The organism is Nonomuraea sp. NPDC003707, assembly GCF_053587055.1.
The window spans coordinates 103,779-121,455 of the sequence record NZ_JBSFNK010000024.1; the positions used below are offsets into that span (position 1 = coordinate 103,779).

Annotated in this window: 14 protein-coding genes and 1 pseudogene; 3 read left to right on the plus strand and 12 right to left on the minus strand. The window is 69.2% G+C overall.

Features of this window, described 5'->3' with window-relative positions:
- Positions 1-3: 3 nt before the first annotated feature.
- The 12 genes and pseudogenes from ACWDRB_RS43880 to ACWDRB_RS43935 form a co-directional block, all read right to left on the minus strand.
- Positions 4-3,222: a condensation domain-containing protein gene (locus ACWDRB_RS43880; RefSeq protein WP_449904378.1), complete on the minus strand. Its 3,219-nt coding sequence runs from the start codon at positions 3,220-3,222 to the stop codon at positions 4-6.
- Positions 3,223-3,301: 79 nt separating this feature from the next.
- Positions 3,302-4,159: an ABC transporter ATP-binding protein gene (locus tag ACWDRB_RS43885; protein WP_449904381.1), complete on the minus strand. Its 858-nt coding sequence runs from the start codon at positions 4,157-4,159 to the stop codon at positions 3,302-3,304.
- Positions 4,156-4,572: a GntR family transcriptional regulator gene (locus ACWDRB_RS43890; RefSeq protein ID WP_449904384.1), complete on the minus strand. Its 417-nt coding sequence runs from the start codon at positions 4,570-4,572 to the stop codon at positions 4,156-4,158. Before ACWDRB_RS43890 ends, ACWDRB_RS43885 begins: the two co-directional genes overlap by 4 nt.
- 73 nt (positions 4,573-4,645) lie before the next feature.
- Complete coding sequence (locus ACWDRB_RS43895) at positions 4,646-5,314, minus strand: response regulator (RefSeq protein WP_449904386.1); 669 nt, start codon at positions 5,312-5,314, stop codon at positions 4,646-4,648.
- Positions 5,311-7,851, minus strand: a complete 2,541-nt coding sequence (locus tag ACWDRB_RS43900; protein ID WP_449904388.1) for a DUF4118 domain-containing protein — start codon at positions 7,849-7,851, stop codon at positions 5,311-5,313. The genes ACWDRB_RS43895 and ACWDRB_RS43900 overlap by 4 nt, the downstream gene beginning before the upstream one ends.
- The gene (locus ACWDRB_RS43905) at positions 7,848-8,684 is read right to left on the minus strand and encodes a potassium-transporting ATPase subunit C (RefSeq protein ID WP_449904390.1); all 837 of its coding nucleotides are present in this window, start codon (positions 8,682-8,684) and stop codon (positions 7,848-7,850) included. The genes ACWDRB_RS43900 and ACWDRB_RS43905 overlap by 4 nt, the downstream gene beginning before the upstream one ends.
- Positions 8,684-10,780: a potassium-transporting ATPase subunit KdpB gene (gene kdpB, locus ACWDRB_RS43910; RefSeq protein ID WP_449904392.1), complete on the minus strand. Its 2,097-nt coding sequence runs from the start codon at positions 10,778-10,780 to the stop codon at positions 8,684-8,686. The genes ACWDRB_RS43905 and kdpB overlap by 1 nt, the downstream gene beginning before the upstream one ends.
- 1 nt (position 10,781) lies before the next feature.
- The gene (kdpA, locus tag ACWDRB_RS43915; RefSeq protein ID WP_449904394.1) at positions 10,782-12,443 is read right to left on the minus strand and encodes a potassium-transporting ATPase subunit KdpA; all 1,662 of its coding nucleotides are present in this window, start codon (positions 12,441-12,443) and stop codon (positions 10,782-10,784) included.
- Entirely contained in the window at positions 12,443-12,532 is a 90-nt protein-coding gene (gene kdpF, locus ACWDRB_RS43920; RefSeq protein ID WP_350737184.1) for a K(+)-transporting ATPase subunit F, read from the minus strand. Before kdpF ends, kdpA begins: the two co-directional genes overlap by 1 nt.
- Positions 12,533-13,025: 493 nt before the next feature.
- Positions 13,026-13,175: pseudogene (locus ACWDRB_RS43925) on the minus strand (IS481 family transposase); the annotation flags it as partial.
- A 7-nt stretch (positions 13,176-13,182) separates the two neighbouring features.
- Positions 13,183-13,902, minus strand: coding sequence for a hypothetical protein (locus ACWDRB_RS43930; RefSeq protein WP_449904396.1), 720 nt, complete (start codon positions 13,900-13,902; stop codon positions 13,183-13,185).
- Positions 13,903-14,113: 211 nt separating this feature from the next.
- Entirely contained in the window at positions 14,114-14,440 is a 327-nt protein-coding gene (locus tag ACWDRB_RS43935; RefSeq protein ID WP_449904399.1) for a hypothetical protein, read from the minus strand.
- A 166-nt stretch (positions 14,441-14,606) separates the two neighbouring features.
- On the opposite strand from ACWDRB_RS43935, the gene ACWDRB_RS43940 reads away from it, so the two are divergent.
- The 3 genes from ACWDRB_RS43940 to ACWDRB_RS43950 all read left to right on the plus strand — a co-directional run bounded on the left by ACWDRB_RS43940 (position 14,607) and on the right by ACWDRB_RS43950 (position 17,472).
- Positions 14,607-15,047 carry a YbaB/EbfC family nucleoid-associated protein gene (locus ACWDRB_RS43940; protein ID WP_449904401.1) on the plus strand — a complete coding sequence of 147 codons (441 nt, stop codon included), beginning with the start codon at positions 14,607-14,609 and terminating at the stop codon, positions 15,045-15,047.
- Between the two features lie 238 nt (positions 15,048-15,285).
- The gene (locus ACWDRB_RS43945) at positions 15,286-16,710 is read left to right on the plus strand and encodes a serine hydrolase domain-containing protein (protein ID WP_449904403.1); all 1,425 of its coding nucleotides are present in this window, start codon (positions 15,286-15,288) and stop codon (positions 16,708-16,710) included.
- 42 nt (positions 16,711-16,752) lie between these two features.
- The gene (locus ACWDRB_RS43950; protein ID WP_449904406.1) at positions 16,753-17,472 is read left to right on the plus strand and encodes a MerR family transcriptional regulator; all 720 of its coding nucleotides are present in this window, start codon (positions 16,753-16,755) and stop codon (positions 17,470-17,472) included.
- Positions 17,473-17,677 lie beyond the last annotated feature (205 nt).

Consider the following 17,677-nt stretch of genomic DNA (forward strand, 5'->3'; position numbering starts at 1 on the left):
TCCTCAAGCTCCCGGTCCTGCCGACTCGATCTCGTTCAGCAGCGCTTCGAGGTCGTCGGCGCCGTACAGCTCTCCCTGAGCGCGGACGATCAACTGGGCCAGGCTCTCCACCGTCGGCGAGCCGAAGACGTCCCGCAGCGACAGCTCGATGCCGAACGTGTCACGGATGCGCGAGGCGAGCTGGGTGGCCAGCAGTGAGAAGCCGCTCAGCTCGAAGAACGTGTCGTGGACGCCGACCCGCTCCACGCTGAGCAGCTCCTCGAAGATCGCGACGAGACGGTGTTCGATCGGCGTGCTCGGCGGCACATAGTCGTCGACCGGGTCGCCGTCGTCGTCGGGGACGGGGAGAGCGTCGAGGTCGTAGTCGCCGTCGCGGGTGCGGGGCAGCTCATCCAGGATGAACAGGTGCTCGGGCATCAAGGCGTCGGACAGCACCGTGAGGAGGTATTGCCGGATCTTGACGGTGCCGAGCGCCGGGTCGGGGCCGGTGAGGTAGCAGACCAGCACGATCCTGCCGTCCGCCGCGACATGCTCGGTCACCAGCGCGTCCCGGATGTCCGGGCCGTCGCGCAGCGCGGCCAGCGTCTCGACGGGATCGGCGTCCGCCCGGCCGACGAACTCCAGCGTGCCGTCGATCCAGCGGCGGGCCAGGTCGCCGAAGTGCTGGGAGCCGGAGCAGAGCTCGGCCACCTCGCCCACGGCGGCGAGCTGATCGCCGGCGTGGCGCAGCTCGGCCCGGTCGTCGGCCGGACTTCCGCTCAGCGGCACCCGCACGCCTGCGTTCTGCGGCTGCCAGTCGGCCGGGACCGGATAGACGGCGACCGGCCGCCCGTCGCGGCCCACCCGGTAGACGCCGACACCCCGGCATCCGGGCGACAGGCGGCGCAGCGCCACCAGGTCGTGGGAGATCAGGTCGCCGGAGTTCTCCACGAACGCGTGGCGGAGCGCCGGGAGCGTCTCGCGGGCAGCGTCCAGACCGCGCAGGATCGCCGGGGTCAGGTAGGCGACCGTGACCGCGTGTTCCCTCAGCAGGGACAGGTCGCCGCGCTCCGGCAGCAGCAGCGCCGCTCCGGCGCCGAACGCGCTGGACATCGCCGACACCAGGTGACCGGGCAGGGCCGACAACACCGCGAACCGGTCATCCTCCTCCAGCCCGAACCTCCGCACCGCCCAGTCAGCCTCCGGCCGCTCGGGATCCGACCCCTCCGTGGCTCCAGTCACCCTTTCGCCGTCGTTGTCGGATATTTCGGCGAAGATCGGGCTCAGATCGACATCCACTTCGCTGCCCGGGAGCACGTCCACCACCGTGGAAACCCCGAGATACCGTGCCGCGACCGGCCCCGCCTCCTCGATCACGGAGAAGGTCACGCCTGCCTTCCCGCATCCGAGGACCGCCGCCACGAAGGCCGCCGAGGCCCGCCGTACCACCCCGAAGTGCTCCATCTGCGACGCCGCACGCTCCGACACCACGCGAGCCACCCGATCGGCCGCGCGGCTGATCCACCGGTAGCTCCGCTCGCCGTCCCGGTCGATCACCGCGACCCGATCCCGCTCCTGCGCGAACCAGTCCACCGCCAGATGCGGCGCCACGGCAGGCCAGTCACCGGCGGCCGTCTTCCCGGCCGCGTCCGGCGGGTAGTCCAGCAACCCCCGGCCGGGATCCTCCACCACGGCGTGCAGGAACACCCGCAGCTGCTCCATCAACACCCGCATCATCGCCGGCCGGTACCGCTCGGCGTTGAACTCGAGGTGGATCTGCAGCGCCTCCCCGACCTCCTGCGCGCTGATCATGAGATCGAACTTGCTGTCCAGCGCGGGCATCTCCATCGGCTCGACCGCGACGCCGGTGATCTCCTCCGCCACCGGACTCCCGATCACGTTGAGCAGCACCTGGAACAGCGGCGTCCGGCCCGGGTCCCGTGGCACCCGCAGCTCCTTCACCAGCACGTCGAACGGCGCGTCGGAGTGCGCGTACCCGTCCAGCGCGACCTGGCGCACCCGGGTCAGCAGGTCCGCGAACGTCGGCTCGCCCGACAGGTCCACCCGGAACGGCAGCGTGTTGACGAAGAACCCGATCAACCGATCGGTGCCCTCGTCCGTACGCCCGGCGACCGGCACGCCGATCACCACGTCCCGCTGCCCGGACCAGCGGCCCAGCGTGGTGGCCAGGCTCGCCAGCAGCACCATGAACGGCGTCACACCGTGCTTGCGGCACAACTCGTGCAGCTCACCGGTCTCCTGCGGCGACAGATCGAACCGCAGCCGCTCACCCCGCGCTCCCCTGGCCGGCGAGAACCGCCGCGCCAGCGGCAACGCCAGCGGCGGTGGCGCGTCGGCCAGATGCTCGCGCCAGTAGCCCACCTCCCGCTGGAGCGCCTCGCCCGCCAGCGCCGCCCGCTGCCACACCGCGTAGTCCCGGTACTGGATCGGCAGCTCGGCCAGCTCCGCCCGCTCCACGTCGCCACCGGCCTCGTACAACGCCGACAACTCACGCACGAACAGCCCGACCGACCAGGCGTCGGAGACGATGTGGTGCATCGTGACGGCCAGCACGTGCTCGGTGTCGCTCAGCTTGACCAGCAGGCACCGGAACAACGGCCCCCGCGCCAGATCGAACGGAGTGGTCGCCTGCTCGTCCGCCAGCCGGCGCGCCTCGTCGAGATCGGCGCCCTCGACGACCTCCAGCCTCCAGTCGGCGCCGAGATCGTCCACCACCTGGACCGGCCGCCCGTCCACGGTCGGAAAGCGGGTACGCAACGTCTCGTGCCGGACCAGGATCGCGCGGATGCTCGCCTCCATCGCCGCCACGTCGAGCGGCCCCACCAGCCGCCGCCGCCCGTGCACGTTGTAGGCGGTACCCGGCCGGAGCTGGTTCTCCAGCCACAACCGCTCCTGGTCGAACGACAACACCGGCTCGGCCTCAGCCGTACGCGGCTCGACGGCGGAACCCTCCGACGACGAGCGCGCGGCCACCACCGCCGCCAGCCCGGCCACGGTGGGGGTAGCGAAGAACTCCTTCACCGAGACCCGCACACCCAGGATCTTCCTGATCCGCGCCACCACCTTGGGCGCCAGCAGCGAGTGCCCGCCCAGCTCGAAGAAGTCGTCGAACACGCTCAGGTGCGGAGAGCCGAGGATGTCGCGCCAGATGTCCGCGACAACCTCCTCATAGGGGGTACGCGGGGCCATGCGCCGGCTCGGAGCCCAGGAAGGGTGTGCCATAGCCGAACCGTACGTGTCGCCCCCGGGCGTCCGGATGTCACACAAAAGGGGGATCGCAGCAGCCCGGCCCGTCCGTGCGCTACCCCCGGATCACGTGCTCCGGGCCGGGCAGCGCCGCCGACTCGGGGCTGCGCAGATATCCCATGACGAGATCGGCCAACCCGGCCCGCCGCGCCTGCCCGCGCGGGTCGGGGGCGGGCTCGCCCCTGACGAGGAGCTCGGCCTGCCTCCCGGCACGGCTCGCGCTCACGACCGCGGCCCCGGCTGCCATCGGCCCGGCCGGCTCGGTGGACCCGGTGAGGACGTAATGGCCGGCCAGTAACTCCTCGATGTCGCCGCTCACCTGCACCTGACCGTCGTTCAGCATGACCAGCCAGTCACAGGTCTCCTCGATGTCGGCGACCACGTGCGAGGACAGCAGCACGGTCAGCTCCCGCTCGGCCACCTCCGCCATGATCGAGCGCATCACATCGTGCCTGGCGAGGGGGTCGAGGTTGGCCAGCGGCTCGTCCAGCACGAGAAGGTCGGGCCGCCGCGCCATCGCCAGCGTGATCGCCACCTGCGCCCGCTGCCCGCCCGACAGGACGCCCACCTTCCGATCCAGAGGCACCCCCAGCCGGCCGAGCCGGTCACGGGCGGCGCCGTCGTCGAAGCGGGGGTTCACCCGGCGGCCGAAGGCGAGCATCTCGGCGGCGGTGAACCTCTCGGTCAGCGGCCTGTCCTGGGCCACGAACGCCACCTCGCCGTGCACCACGACGCTGCCGCACGTGGGCTTGAGCATGCCGACGGCGGCGTGCATGAGCGTGGTCTTGCCCGCGCCGTTCGGTCCTACGAGCGCGGCCACGCGCCCGGCCGGGATGGACAACGAGCAGTCACGCAACGCCCAGGAGCGGCGGTACCGCACACCCAGCCCGTTCGTCTCCAGCGCCGGCCTCACGCCGCCCCTTCCTTCGTGCCCTTCCCGGGGCCGCCCTTCTGGGAGTCCGCGAGGACAACGGTGACCAGCGCCCTCAGGTCCTCCTGGTCGAGCCCGGCCTCGCGCGCCTCGCGTACCCACCTCTCCAGGTCGCGCCGCAATCGGGTGTGCGCGACGAGCGTCGCGCCCGTGACGCTCTGCAGCACGAATGTCCCCATGCCCGGCCGCCCTTCGACCAGACCGTCCCGCTCCAGCTCGCGGTAGGCCTTGAGCACGGTGTTGGGGTTGATGGCCAGGCTCTCGACCACCTCGCGGGCGGTGGGCAGCTGGTCGCCCGGCCGCAGCGTGCCGAGCCTGAGAGCCTGCTTGACCTGGTGGACGAGCTGGAGGTAGGTCGACACTCCCGAGCCGCGGTCGAGGTGGAACTCGATCACCGCAACACCCTTTCTCTATTCGAATAGTGAAAGAGTGTTGCAGGGGATCACCTGTTGTCAACTCCGAGCCGCGTCATGGGGTGAAGCGGTAGCCCATGCCCGGCTCGGTGATCAGGTGGACCGGGTGGGCGGGGTCGCGTTCGAACTTCTTGCGCAACTGGGCCATGTACTGGCGCAGGTAGTGGGTCTCCTTGACGTGCTTGCTGCCCCACACCTCCGTCAGCAGGTAGCGCTGGGGGATGAGCTTGCCGGGGTTGCGCAGCAGGATCTCCAGGATGTGCCATTCGGTGGGGGTGAGCCGCTGGCCACCCGAGACGGTCTTGCCGACGAGGTCGACCGTGTGGTCGCCGATCTGGATGCTGGCCAGCTCGGCCTCGTGGATGGCGGCGCGGCGGGAGACCGCTCGGATGCGGGCCAGGAACTCCTCGATGCTGAACGGTTTCGTCACGTAGTCGTCGGCGCCGGCGTCCAGAGCGTCGATCTTGTCCTGGTTCCCGGCCCGGCCGGACAGCACCACGATCGGGATGCGGGTCCAGCCGCGCAGGCCGTGGATGACGTCGACGCCGTCGATGTCGGGCAGGCCGAGGTCGAGCACGACGAGGTCGGGATGCCATTCGGCGGCTTCGCGCAGCGCGGAGGAGCCGTTCTCGGCGACGGCGACCTCGTACTGGCGGGCGGCCAGGTTGATGCGCAGGGCCCGCAGGATCTGCGGTTCGTCGTCGACGACGAGGATCTTGGTCATACTGTCACCGCCTGGGATGAGATGGGCATCTGGACGGTCATGGTGAGACCTCCCCCTGGTGTCTCCTCCGGTATGAGCGTGCCGCCCATGGCCTCGGTCAGGCCGCGGGAGAGCGCGAGCCCGAGGCCGACGCCCGTGCCGTTGTCGCGGTCGCCGAGCCGCTGGAACGGCTGGAAGACCCGGTCGCGGGCCTCGGGCGGGATGCCGGGGCCGCGGTCGATGACGCGGATCTCCACCTGCTCGTCGTGCCAGCTGGCGGTGATGAGCACCTTCCGGCCGGCGGGGCTGTAGCGGACGGCGTTGGTCATCAGGTTGACCAGGACGCGCTCCAGCAGGGCGGGGTCGGCGACGATCTCGGGGAGTTCGATGGAGATGTCGCCCTCGACGCGGTCGCGCAGCGATCCGAGGTCGTCGATCGCCCGCGGCACGACCTCTTCCAGGGCGACGGGCTGGAGCGACAGGCCGAGCACTCCGGCCTGCAGGCGGCTCATGTCGAGCAGGTTCTCCACCAGCCGGTCGAGGCGGCCCAGTGATTCATGGGCGGTGTCGAGCAGTTCGTCGCGGTCCTGGGGAGACCAGTCGATGTCGGAGCTGCGCAGGCTGTCGACGGAGGCCTTGGCGGCGGCCAGCGGGGTGCGCAGGTCGTGGCTGACGGCGGCCAGCAGGGCGGTGCGCATCTTGTCGGCCTCGGCCAGCGGCTTGGCCTGCCCGGCCTCCTCCTCCAGGCGCTCCTGCCGCAGCGCGACGGCGGCTTCGGCGGCGAACGCCTCCAGCACCCGCCGGTCGCTGGCGTCCAGCAGCCGGCCGCGGGCGGCGAGCACGAGCCGGTCGTTGATCTGCACGTCGGTGTCGGCCGCGCCGGGGTTGGTGCACGGGGTCTGGCCGGTGGTGGCGATGATGCGCCAGGCGGCGGGCTCGGACTGGTCGTCCGGGGTGGGCTCGCCGAGGCGTTCGAGCAGGGTGACCGAGTCCAGCCCGAACGTCTCGCGCAGGCGGCCGAGCAGCGACGGCAGGGCCGCCTCGCCGCGCAGCACGTGCCCGGCCAGCGTGGACAGCGCCTCGGCGTCCGCGCTCGCGCGGGCGGCCTGTCTGGTACGGCGGGCGGCGAGGTCCACGATCGAGCTGACCGCCGCCGCGACCAGCACGAACACGACCAGCGCGAACAGGTTCTCCGGATCGTTGATGGTGAACTCGCCGATCGGCGGCGTGAAGTACCAGTTGAGCAGCAGCGATCCTCCGACGGCCGCGGTGACGGCCGGCCACATGCCGCCGGCCAGCGCGACGCCGACGGTCAGGCAGAGGAAGAACAGGATCTCGCTGGGCAGCGACAGCACGTCCCTGAACGGCGCGAGCAGGGCCGTGAGCAGCGGCATCCCGGCCACCGCCAGCGCCCAGCCGGTCAGGCGGCGCTTCCTGGTCAACGCGGCCCGCGAGCGTTCGGGACGCCTGCGCCCCTGCTTGACCTCCTCGTGGGTGATCATGTGGACGTCGATGGAGCCGGACAGGGCCGTGGTCTCCACGCCGACGCCCCGGGAGAAGATCTGCGCGAAGCGGCCTCTCCGCGACGCTCCGAGGACGAGCTGGGTGGCGTTGACGCCGCGGGCGAAGTCGAGCAGCGCCTGGGGGATGTCGTCGCCGACGACCTGGTGGTAGGTGCCGCCCATGCTCTCGACCAGCGTGCGCTGGCGGGCCAGGTTGGCCGGGTCGCCGCCGGCCAGTCCGTCGGCGCTGGTGACGTGGACGGCCAGCAGGTCGGCGCCCTTGGTGCGGGCGGCGACGCGGGCCGCCCGGCGTACCAGCGTGTCGCCTTCCGGGCCGCCGGTCAGTGCGACCACGACGCGTTCCCGGGTGTCCCAGGTGGTGGCGATGCCGTGCTCGGCGCGGTAGTTGTCGAGCTGGTCGTCGACCTTTCCCGCGACCCAGAGAAGGGCGAGCTCACGGAGGGCCGTGAGGTTGCCGACGCGGAAGTAGTTCGACAGGGCGGCGTCGACCTTCTCGGGCATGTACACGTTGCCGTGGGCCATGCGGCGGCGCAGCGCCTCCGGCGACATGTCGACCAGCTCGACCTGGTCGGCGCGGCGCACCACCTCGTCGGGGACGGTCTCGCGCTGCGGTATTCCGGTGATCTCCTGGACGACGTCGTTGACGGACTCCAGGTGCTGGATGTTCACCGTCGAGATGACGTCGATCCCGGCGTCGAGGATGTCGTCGATGTCCTGCCAGCGCTTGACGTTCCTGGAGCCGGGCACGTTGGTGTGGGCCAGCTCGTCGATCAGCGCGATCTTCGGCTTGCGCTCGATGACGGCGTCCACGTCCAGCTCGGTGAAGGTGGCCCCGCGATAGACCAGCGTCCTGCGCGGGATCACCTCCATGCCCTCCAGGAGGGCCGCGGTGCGGGCGCGGCCGTGGGTCTCGACGAAGCCCACGACCACGTCCCGGCCGCGCTCCATGCCGCGACGGCCCTCGCTGAGCATCGCGTACGTCTTGCCGACCCCGGGCGCCGCCCCGAGGTAGACCCGCAGGCGGCCCCGGCTCATGACCGATCCAGCGCCAGGTTGAGTTCGAGGACGTTGACGGCGGGTTCGCCCATGAAGCCGAGCACCCGGCCGGTCGTGTTCTCGTCGATGAGCGCCTTGACCTTGTCCAGGGCCAGGCCGCGTTCCTTGGCCACCCGGGGAGCCTGGAGTTCGGCGTAGGCGACGGAGATGTGCGGGTCCAGGCCTGATCCGCTCGCGGTCACCGCGTCCGCGGGCACCGGCACCCGGCTCGCCTCGCTGCGCACGGGCACGGTCCGGCCGGCGGCGTAGTCCTCGCCGGGCTTGGCGCACTCCACCTTCAGCCCCTGGTAGGTGGCGACGAAGGGGGTGGCCGGGCAGGCCTGGTTGACGCTGACCGCCCGGTCGGGGAAGACCTTCAGCACCGCGCCGACCCCGTCTGCGGTGCAGTACGGGCGGGCGCCGCTGACGCCCTCCAGCTCGCCGACCGCCTTGGACCGGGCGCACACCCGGGTCAGCAGCGACTGCCTGCCCTCGGCGCCCAGCACCGGCAGCACGTCGACGACGTCCTCGGGGCCCAGATTGCTGGCCCCGGTCGAGGTGGGGTCGTAGCCGTCGCCGGCGGCCGACGGGCGGGACTGGAAGTACTTCTTGACCGGATTGCCGTCGGCGTCGGTGAAGGACTGGCCGATGATCGCGCTGCCCACGTCCTTGCCGCCGGCCCGCACGATCGAGCCGTTGGCCTTGCCGTTGAACAGCGCCTGCGCGATCCCGGTCGTGGCCAGCGGATAGATCAGGCCGAGCAGCACGGTCAGGACGGCCACGGCCCTGATAGCGGCCAGATGCCGGCGCAGCCAGCTGGGTAGACGGTCCATTACGACATCCCCGGAAGAAACTGGATGAACAGGTCGATGATCTTGATGCCGACGAACGGCGCGACGATGCCGCCCAGGCCGTAGACGTACAGGTTGCGCGAGAGCAGCTTGGAGGCGCTGGAGGGCCGGTACCGGACGCCGCGCAGCGCCAGCGGGATCAGCGCGATGATGACCAGGGCGTTGAACACGACCGCGGACAGGATCGCCGACTGCGGGCTGGCCAGGCGCATGACGTTCAGGGCGTCCAGGCCCGGGTAGACCGCCGCGAACATGGCCGGGATGATCGCGAAGTACTTCGCGATGTCGTTGGCGATGGAGAACGTGGTCAGCGCGCCGCGGGTGATGAGCAACTGCTTGCCGATCTCGACGATCTCGATCAGCTTGGTCGGGTTGGAGTCGAGGTCGACCATGTTCCCGGCCTCCTTGGCGGCCGAGGTTCCGGTGTTCATCGCCACGCCGACGTCCGACTGGGCCAGGGCGGGGGCGTCGTTGGTGCCGTCGCCGGTCATCGCGACCAGCCGTCCGCCCTGCTGCTCTTTCCTGATCAGGGCGAGCTTGTCCTCGGGGGTGGCCTCGGCCAGGAAGTCGTCCACGCCGGCCTCGTCCGCGATGGCCTTGGCGGTCAGCGGGTTGTCGCCGGTGATCATGACGGTGCGGATGCCCATGCGGCGCATCTCGTCGAAGCGTTCGCGCATGCCCTGCTTGACCACGTCCTTGAGGTGGATGACCCCGAGCACGCGGCCCTTCTCCGCGACGACCAGCGGAGTCCCGCCGGAGCCGGAGATGCCGTCAACGATGTGCCCGACCTCGTCGGTGGGGTGGCCGCCCCGGTCGCGGACCCACTTCATCACCGCGGTCGCCGCGCCCTTGCGGACCTGCCGCTCGCCCAGGTTGACCCCGGACATGCGGGTCTGGGCGGTGAACTGCACCCACTCGGCGCCGTGGATCTCCCGCTCGCGCAGGCCGTAGCGCTGCTTGGCGAAGACCACGATCGAGCGGCCCTCGGGGGTCTCGTCGGCCAGGCTGGACAGCTGCGCCGCCTCCGCGAGCTCGGCCTCGGTGACGCCGTTCACGGGGACGAACTCCGACGCCTGGCGGTTGCCCAGGGTGATCGTGCCGGTCTTGTCCAGCAGCAGCGTGGACACGTCCCCGGCGGCCTCGACCGCGCGGCCGGACATTGCCAGGACGTTGCGCTGGACGAGGCGGTCCATGCCCGCGATGCCGATCGCGGACAGCAGCGCGCCGATCGTGGTCGGGATCAGGCACACCAGCAGCGAGACCAGCACCACGCCGGTGACGCCGTCGGCGTTCAGCGCGAGCGAGTCCGGCACGCCGGGGTTGGTGAGCTTGGAGTAGATGGCCAGCGGCTGCATGGTGACGGTGGCCACCAGGAAGATGATCGTCAGCGCGGCGAGCAGGATGTTGAGGGCGATCTCGTTCGGCGTCTTCTGCCGGTTCGCCCCCTCGACCAGGGCGATCATGCGGTCGATGAAGCTCTCGCCGGGCTTCTGGGTGATCTGGACGACGATCCGGTCGGACAGCACCTTGGTGCCGCCGGTGACCGCCGAGCGGTCGCCGCCGGACTCGCGGATCACCGGGGCGGACTCGCCGGTGATGGCCGACTCGTCCACCGACGCGATGCCCTCGACCACGTCGCCGTCGCCGGGGATGGTCTCCCCGGCCTCGACGATCACGAAGTCGCCCTGCCGCAGCTCGGGCGCGCCGACCACGTCCCAGTCCGTGGAGGTGCGGCTCTTGAGGCGGCGGGCCCGGGTGTCGGTCTTGGCCTTGCGCAACGTGGCCGCCTGCGCCTTGCCGCGCCCCTCGGCGACGGCTTCGGCCAGGTTGGCGAAGACGGCGGTCAGCCAGAGCCAGACCACGATGGCCCAAGCGAAGAACGACGGGTCGAGGATCGCCAGCACGGTGGTGAACGCGGCGCCGACCTCGACGATGAGCATCACCGGGTTGCGCCACAGCGTGGCCGGGTTGAGCTTCTTCAGCGCGTCCGGCAGCGACCTCAGCAGCTGCTTCGGATCGAGCAGACCGCCGCCCACGCGGCCGTTCCGCTCCGCTGTCTTGAGCGCGGGGGATGACATGTCAGGACAGTCCTTCTGCGATGGGGCCGAGCGCGAGCGCCGGGAGGAAGGTGAGGGCGACCAGGATGATCGTCACGCCGACGACCATGCCGACGAACTGCGGACGGTGCGTCGGCAGCGTGCCGGCGCTCTCGGGGACCGGCGACTGCGCGGCCAGCGATCCGGCCAGCGCCAGCACCAGGATGATCGGCAGGAACCGGCCGAACGCCATGCACAGGCCGAGCGCCACGTCGTACCAGGGTGTGTTGACGGTGATCCCGGCGAAGGCGGAGCCGTTGTTGTTGGAGGCGCTGGTGAACGCGTACAGCACTTCGGACAGGCCGTGCGGGCCCGAGTTCAGCATGCTCGCCCGCTGCTGCGCCGAGCCCATGGCGAACGCCGTGCCGACCAGCACCAGCACCGGCGTGACCAGGAAGTACAGGGAGGCCAGCTTGATCTCGCGCGAGCTGATCTTCTTGCCCAGGTATTCGGGGGTGCGGCCGACCATCAGGCCCGCCACGAACACCGTGATCACGGCCAGGATCAGCATGCCGTACAGGCCGGAGCCGACCCCGCCGGGCGCGACCTCGCCCAGCATCATGTTGAACAGCGTCATCATGCCGCCGAACGGCGTGTAGGAGTCGTGGAAGGAGTTGACCGCGCCGGTGCTGGTCAGCGTGGTGGCGGCGGCGAAGGTGGCGGAGTCGGAGACGCCGAAGCGGACCTCCTTGCCCTCCATCGCCGCCCCGACGGCCTGCGGCACGGTCGCGTGCCCGCCCAGCTCGAAGACGTTGGTGAGCAGCACGCTGGCCAGCGCGATCACGCCCATCACGGCGAGGATCGCGTACCCCTGCCTGACCTGCCCGACCATCTTGCCGAAGGTGCGCGTCAGCGTGAACGGGATAACCAGGATCAGGAAGATCTCCAGCCAGTTCGTCCAGGTGGTGGCGTTCTCGAACGGGTGGGCCGAGTTGGCGTTGTAGAAGCCGCCGCCGTTGGTGCCCAGCTCCTTGATGACCTCCTGCGAGGCCACCGGGCCGCCGGTGATCGGCTGGGTGCCGCCGGTCAGCGTGGTGATCTCGTGCGGGCCGGAGAAGTTCTGGATCAGCCCGCCGGCCACCAGCACCAGAGCGCCGACGAAGGCGATCGGCAGCAGGATCCGGAGCGAACCGCGGACCAGGTCCACCCAGAAGTTGCCGATGGTGTCGGAGGTGCGCCGGGCGAACCCGCGCACCAGGGCGATGGCCACGGCCATGCCCACCGACGCCGACACGAAGTTCTGCACCGCCAGCGCGGCCATCTGGGTCAGGTGGCCCATCGTGGACTCGCCGGAGTAGGCCTGCCAGTTGGTGTTGGTGACGAAGCTGATCGCCGTGTTCCAGGCGATGTGGTCGGTGACCGGCTTCATCCCGACGCTGAGCGGCAGCCTGTCCTGCAGTCGCTGGATCGCGTACACGAACAGGATCGAGACCAGCGAGAACGCCAGCAGGCTGCGGGCGTAGACGCCCCAGCTCTGCTCGGCGTCCGCGCGCACCCCGAGCAGCCGGTAGATCACGCGCTCGACGGCGTTGTGCTTGGCGCTCGTGTAGACCCGGTGCATGTAGTCGCCGAACGGCTTGTGCACCAGGGCCAGAGCGGCGATCAGGGAGACGATGAAGATCATCCCTGCGACGGTCGTGCTCATCAGAAACGCTCCGGGAACAGCAGGGCCACGACCATGAAGATCACCAGACCGGCGACCACGATCAGGCCGGCGGCGTTGACGGCACTCACAGCCGCTCCACCGCCTTCACCACGAGCCCGAAGATCACGAAGATCGCGATCGTCAGGGCGACGAAGATGACGTCAGCCATCCCCACTCCTCAATCTGGACAAGTTGTTTCAGCTGCGCCCATTCCGGGCGGCTGCAAGGTAAGCAAACCCTGAGATTTGGGCGATTTTGGCGCTCTTGACGGCTTCCATACGGCGCGAGCCTGATTTTTGACGGCATCCCTACGCGCCGCTTCGAGCGCCGTCTTCTTGGCGCGTCAGGGTCTCGTGGACGTTCGTCATCGAAGTGTGGTGAGCTCCGTTTCCACGAGCACGTGCGCTCCACCAGACCCCTGGCGGCCCTGGCCGAGCGCCTGATCAGCCCCATCTGGTCACCGACCGCGAACGGCTGCCACCCCGCCCGCGACACGGTCCGGTCCATCGCCGGCGCCGGGTTCGCCGTCGAGCGTCTCGATCGCTTCGAGATCGATCGGATCACCTACGTGTTCGGAGTCGAGCCGGGGGCGGGATGCTCGTATCGGCGGGCGCTCTTGCGGTGGGCGCGGATCGGTGTGCCGGTGAGTGGGTCGCAGGCGGCCAGGACGGGCACGTTGTGGCGGCGCAGGATGCGGGTGACGGTCCGGGCCGGCACTCCGGTCGCCCGGGCGATGTGGTCATGTCGCCGCCGAGTTGGGCGTCTCGCGGCAGTGCGGGCACCAACCAGCGGGATCGGGTACGGGCAGGTTCCAGTCGAAGTCGTCGCTGCCTGGGGGAAGCCGGTTCGGCGCGTCCGGCGGTTGCTGAAAGGGTGGCAGCCCTTCGGTGTTGATCTGCGCGTTCTGGAAGTCGACCGCCCCCGGCCCGGACGGGAGGACGGTTTTGATGTTCAGCATGGCGCTGCGGAGGTCGCGTAGCTGTGTGGCGAAATTCAACAGGAAACCGCCGAGCTGGCCGGCGGCGGCGATGACCGCGATATTCGCCGTCTCCACCGCGATTTTCTCTCCGAATTTCGCCGCGATCATACTCTGTGGAAATCGTTGAGCGATCTTCAGTGCCACCAGAGTGATGATGAGCGAGGCACCCGTATATCTCAGGGACATATCGAATGCGGCATAGGAGTCCGCGAGGTGGCCCAGCCCTTCACCCATGTACTCCATCGCCGTCTTGAGCGCGCCTATTTGGCTGTTGAAGGCGTTGAGCGCGGCCTCGAACATATCCTGATCGGCCGCGTCCCACCCGGTCGTCGCCCTGCGCACGGTCTCGATGCCGGGCATGATCTGCCCTTCGACACCGAGCGTCCCTCCGAGTGCGTTGATCCAGCTCGTCTTGGCCTGCCGGATCGCCTCCTCGTTGCCCTGCGCCCCCACGACTATGAGAAAGGTGGCCCCGGCCATCACGCTCAGGCCCGCCGCGGTCCTCCATGTCCTCACGCCCGCGGACGGCTGTTTGGCGATGGATGAGGGTGGCGCCGAGCCGTACTGCCCCGGAGGCGGACCGAACTGGCCCAGTGGCTGCGTCGCCGGTGGTCCGCCCGGATATGGAACGGGCGACTGCGGTGGACCGGGTTGCCATGGCGGACCAGGCGGTTGCGTCATAGGTGCTCCCTCATATGCGCACGTTCATGCTGCTGAGCTCCTCGGCGGTCCGCCAGTTCCGCCGCGCGTAATCCAGCGTCCGCGTCCACGCGCCCATGAGGTTGACGGCGTCCCCGGCAAGGTCCTCCGTGTCCTCCTGCATTTCCCGGTAGATGCCACCGAGGAGCCGGCCGCCGATCGTGCCGAAGGAGTCCTCCGGCAGGTCGGTCTGCGGCTTGACGTTCCGCTTGAAGCTCTCCAGCGGCGTCGCAAGATTCGCGTCGATCGCATTCATGGTGCTCTTTATCGCGGTAGAACTGACATGGATGACGTCCCTGCGCATCTTGATGTCAGGCATGCATCAGCCTTTCCTAACGTGATCATCAGGCCGATCCATTATCCAGCGATCGCCGGAACAGTTCTCGCCGTAATCCGTATGTTCTGCATCAAGAAGCGGTGTCAAGGCGTGGTCTTGGCGTCAATATGGGAGTCCGTCACGCGGGCGCTTGCTAAACCTTGTATTCGTGACGACCTTCGACCCTTCTGCTCCGCAGTCCATCGATCTCGACGACCTCCTCCACAAGAGCGAGCAGGCACTCCGCCGCCTCAGTGAGGCGAATGCGGAGTTGCAGGCCATCACCGGTGCAGGCGAGGCCGACAAAGGCCTGATCAAAGCGGTTGTCGATAATAGTGGCGGGCTGCTCAGCCTCACTCTGGACCCCCGGGTAATGCGTCAGGACAGCCGAACCCTCACGGAATCGATCCTTGAAGCCGTGCGGGCGGCCCAGAACGACGCGTCCAGCCGGGGCCGGCAGCTCATGGCATCGGTGCTGGGGGACAACGGCAAGGATCTCCTCGACCTCAGCGAGTTCCAGGAGCGTCTCCGGGCGACGGAAGAAGCCTTCACCCGTTCACTGGGCGAGCACGCCGACGCCCTACAGCGTCTCCGCACCGACGGGATCTGATGGCCCGTCATCGCCTCACCGCTCACCGGGGAGGAGCCACGGGAGCCAATTTGGAGCCATGCTGTGCGCCTCTCTCAGACCTCCCGCGTCCTCCCCGGAGAGTGGACTGCTTGTCGATCAGGAGGTGCCGATTGGTGGGTGCCGTCGTCAGCGTTCGCCTTGACGACCGAAGAAGCTCACCGATTCTCCGTGGGTGGGCTTGACCTTGCCCCTAGGTCAAGGCTCGACGATGCTTCGCATGAACAACAACGCACTGCACACCGTTGAAGCCCGGATCCGGGAGCAGGCCGCCGCCTACTGCGAGGCCAACAACGTCCCCGGGTTCGTCGCCGGCGTCTACCACGCCGGCGAGCAGATCGTCGTCGCCCACGGCACCGCGAACATCGCCACCGGCGCACCGATGCTCGAAGACACCGGATTCCTCTTCGGCTCTGTCACCAAGGTCCTGACCGCCACGCTGGTCCTGCGGCAGGTCGAGCGTGGACTGCTGGACCTCGACACGCCGGTGGTGAAGTACCTTCCCGAATTCGCCCTGGCCGCACCGGGCGCGGCGGACAAGATCCTGGTCCGGCACCTGATCTCACACACCAACGGCATCGATGCGGACCTGTTCTTCCCCGATGCCAAGGGCCGCGACGCCCTGAAGGCCTACGTCAACGGCCTCGCGAGCAACTGCGGCACCCTGTTCGAACCGGGCGAGCAGCTCAGCTACTCCAACGGCGGCATGATCGTCGCAGGTCGCCTGCTGGAAGTGGTGACCGGCATGCCCTTCCCCGATCTGCTCGAGCGCGATATCTACGCACCCGTCGGCATGAAGGACTCCAGCACCTCAGCCGAGCAGGCCATCCTGCGTAGCACGGCGATCGGCCACTTCCTGGACCCCGAGACCATGGCGGCCAAGCCCACAGGCATGTTCATGCTGCCCGACACCTGGGGGCCGGCCGGCGGCACGCCGATCGGCACCGTCGCCGACCTGCTCGCCTTCGGACGCACCCACCTCGCGGGCGGTGTGTCCCCAGCCGGTACGCGCGTCCTGTCGGCCGAGTCGACCGCGCTGATGCGGCAGGTCTCGCACGACATGGCGACCCCGAACGTCCCGCCGATGGGCATGGGCTGGGTGCTGTACCCGTTCGGCGACACGACCGTCCTGGCCATGTCGGGAGCGTCGCCCGGCGGCGTGTCCATCCTGTGCCTCGTTCCTGACCACGACCTGGTCTTCACCGCCTTCGGCAATGCCTCGGGGGCGATCATGCTGCAGGACCAGATCCTGCAGCGGCTCCTGAGTGAACATCTCGGCGTCCAGATCCCCACTCTGGTCAGCGAAGTGGAGCAGGACGTCGACCTCACCCCATACGTGGGTACCTACTGCTCCAATCAGCTCCGCATCGACGTCAGCATCGTCGAAGGCCAGCTCGAGGAGAGGACGACCTACGAACCGGTGGACGAATCGCAAAAGCAGATCTTCACCGAGTTCGCCGGCGGCATGACCTCCGGCCCGCCGCGGCGCTACGTACCGATCCGGCCCGGCCTTTTCGCGCCCGCCGGATACCCGCTGGAGACGTTCGACGGATACCTGCGACTGCTACTCGTCTCTTACCACGACGTCCGCGACGGCCAAGCGCGCTTCCGCAACGGCGGCGGACGCCTGACCCGACGGGCCTGACCGTTGCGAACGGCCTGACCGCCGAGTGGAAGGATGTCCAGCATGCTCACGATTGGCCAGCTCGCGGACTACGCCGGAGTGACCATCAAAGCCATCCGCCACTATCACGAGCGCGGCCTGCTCCCCGAGCCCGGCCGCGACTCGTCCGGCTACCGACGCTACACCGCCCAAGATGCCATCGACCTCGTCAAGATCAGGACTCTGGCCAATGCGGGCGTGCCACTGGCCCGCATCAAAGACCTTCTTGACGCCGACCCGGATGCGCTCACGGCGGCCATCGCCGAGATCGACCACGACCTCCAAGACCGCATGGCGCAGCTGCGGCGAACCAGTGATCAACTCGCCCAGTTGCGCGGCGGCGACCGGCTTTTCGTGTCCCCGGAAGTCGCCGACTATCTCGACGATCTGCGCGAACTCGGCGTCAGCGAGCGCCAGAGGCGCCTGGAACGCGACGGCTGGATCCTCATGCAAACAGCCTCACCCGAGGATGCCTCCCGGTGGATCGCCGAAAAACGCGAGTTGATGGCCGATCCCGAGTTCCGCGCCCTCTACCTCGAACATGACGCCGCCTACGATTGGTCGCCGAGCGACCCCCGCCTCCCCGCCCTCGCGGACCGTACCCGGAACTGGTTCACCAATTACCACAGCCGATCCGAGACCGGTCCCGTCCACAACCCGGCCATCGCCCGGTTGGCGGCGCAATCCCAGCCCGGAGCCTCATCCCCAGCTTGGGACCGCCTGGCCCAACTCACGAAAGGCTAGCCTCGATTCTGCGCTGCTCGGCTGGGAGTGCCTGATCTCCGGTGAGTCCGATCTCCGTCTGACCGGCCGAGTGTGATGGTTCGGTGGGCAGGATCTTCCGATGTTGGAGATGCGTCCGCCGGTCGCGCCGGCACCAACCCGGCCAACACGTCGGGCCTGCGCAGATCCGGATGGCCGTTCCGCGGTTGGCACGCAGCGGACCGCG

What these genes read in the sequence shown, in the direction of transcription:
- ACWDRB_RS43880 (WP_449904378.1), bottom strand. Translation starts at nt 3,222, where the DNA reads ATGGCACACCCTTCCTGGGCTCCGAGCCGGCGCATGGCCCCGCGTACC.
- ACWDRB_RS43895 (WP_449904386.1), bottom strand. Translation starts at nt 5,314, where the DNA reads ATGACCAAGATCCTCGTCGTCGACGACGAACCGCAGATCCTGCGGGCC.
- ACWDRB_RS43900 (WP_449904388.1), bottom strand. Translation starts at nt 7,851, where the DNA reads ATGAGCCGGGGCCGCCTGCGGGTCTACCTCGGGGCGGCGCCCGGGGTC.
- ACWDRB_RS43905 (WP_449904390.1), bottom strand. Translation starts at nt 8,684, where the DNA reads ATGGACCGTCTACCCAGCTGGCTGCGCCGGCATCTGGCCGCTATCAGG.
- kdpB (WP_449904392.1), bottom strand. Translation starts at nt 10,780, where the DNA reads ATGTCATCCCCCGCGCTCAAGACAGCGGAGCGGAACGGCCGCGTGGGC.
- kdpA (WP_449904394.1), bottom strand. Translation starts at nt 12,443, where the DNA reads ATGAGCACGACCGTCGCAGGGATGATCTTCATCGTCTCCCTGATCGCC.
- ACWDRB_RS43930 (WP_449904396.1), bottom strand. Translation starts at nt 13,902, where the DNA reads ATGGCCGGGGCCACCTTTCTCATAGTCGTGGGGGCGCAGGGCAACGAG.
- ACWDRB_RS43935 (WP_449904399.1), bottom strand. Translation starts at nt 14,440, where the DNA reads ATGCCTGACATCAAGATGCGCAGGGACGTCATCCATGTCAGTTCTACC.
- ACWDRB_RS43945 (WP_449904403.1), top strand. Translation starts at nt 15,286, where the DNA reads ATGAACAACAACGCACTGCACACCGTTGAAGCCCGGATCCGGGAGCAG.
- ACWDRB_RS43950 (WP_449904406.1), top strand. Translation starts at nt 16,753, where the DNA reads ATGCTCACGATTGGCCAGCTCGCGGACTACGCCGGAGTGACCATCAAA.